The organism is Thiomicrorhabdus marina (assembly GCF_017571465.1).
Taxonomy (GTDB): domain Bacteria; phylum Pseudomonadota; class Gammaproteobacteria; order Thiomicrospirales; family Thiomicrospiraceae; genus Thiomicrorhabdus; species Thiomicrorhabdus marina.
In genome coordinates this window covers 1-1187 of sequence record NZ_JAGETV010000057.1, presented here as the reverse complement: position 1 = coordinate 1187, position 1187 = coordinate 1, and the positions used below count along the sequence as shown (strand labels likewise).

The 1187-nt window shown below is 45.0% G+C and carries 1 protein-coding gene; it reads left to right on the top strand.

Annotated features, from left to right (window positions below; genetic code table 11):
* The first annotated feature begins 77 nt into the window (after positions 1–77).
* On the top strand, positions 78–1049 hold the full coding sequence (locus J3998_RS13035; protein WP_208151101.1) for an IS5 family transposase: 972 nt from the start codon (positions 78–80) through the stop codon (positions 1047–1049).
* Positions 1050–1187 lie beyond the last annotated feature (138 nt).

Below are 1187 nucleotides of genomic sequence, written 5' to 3'. Positions count from 1 at the left end.
GGAAACACGTAACAAGTCCGCCGTTTTTGTCTCTGTGAGATAATTCGCACTCTTTTGACTATTTTGGGATAGGTTTCATGACTCAACTCAGCTTTTCAGACAGCGAATTTACGCAAAAGAACTATCAAACTCGTAAGCAGGTGTTTCTTGGACGGATGGAAAAGCTAATGCCTTGGAAACGGTTTGAAGCCATCATTGAACCGCATTATCCAAAAGCTGGCAATGGTCGTAGACCCTATCCGCTTTCCACCATGCTGCGTATCCACTGTATGCAAAATTGGTATAACCTAGCTGATGCGGCCATGGAAGATTCGCTTTATGAGATTACCTCAATGCGCCAGTTTGCTGGCTTGTCATTGAGTCAGGCGATTCCAGATAGTTGTACCATTATGAACTTTCGCCACCTGCTGGAAAAACACCATTTATCTCGACAAATTTTTGAGGAAGTGAATCAGTGGTTAGCGGATGCCAATGTAGGTCTGCGTGAAGGCACCTTGATTGATGCGACGATTATTGATGCACCCAGTTCGACCAAAAATAAAACAGGAACACGCGACCCCGAGATGCATCAGACCAAGAAAGGCAACCAATACTATTTCGGTATGAAAGCGCATATTGGTGTCGATGCCCGACTCGGCACTGTACATTCATTTAGCACCACAGCCGCCAATGAGCATGACTTAAACCAAACGCATAAGCTGTTGCATGGTGAGGAGTCCGCGGTGTTTGCTGATGCCGGATATGTTGGTGCTCAGAAACGAGAAGAACTTAAAGATCATGACGTTGATTGGTTTATTTCTCAACGCCCGAGCAAAACGACGGCGCTGAAAAAACACCCACGCAAAAACAAAGTCGCGTTGCAGATTGAATACGGCATTTCCAGTCTGCGTGCGAAAGTCGAGCATCCGTTTCGGATCATCAAACGGCAATTCGGTTTTACCAAAACCCGTTATCGCGGGCTGGCTAAGAATGATAACAAGCTTGCGATGTTATTTACGCTCGCCAACGTATTCAAGATTGAACAGTTGATTCGACGAAATGCAGGATAGTTGTCTCTAAAACCACCTGAATTCACTGTTTTCGGTGAAATTCAGGTGGTAAATGGCAGAATAATAACTGGAATTCAGCAAAAACTGGAGTTTGAGGTCAAACAGACAGGCAAGCTGGACTTGTTACGCGTTTCCTTA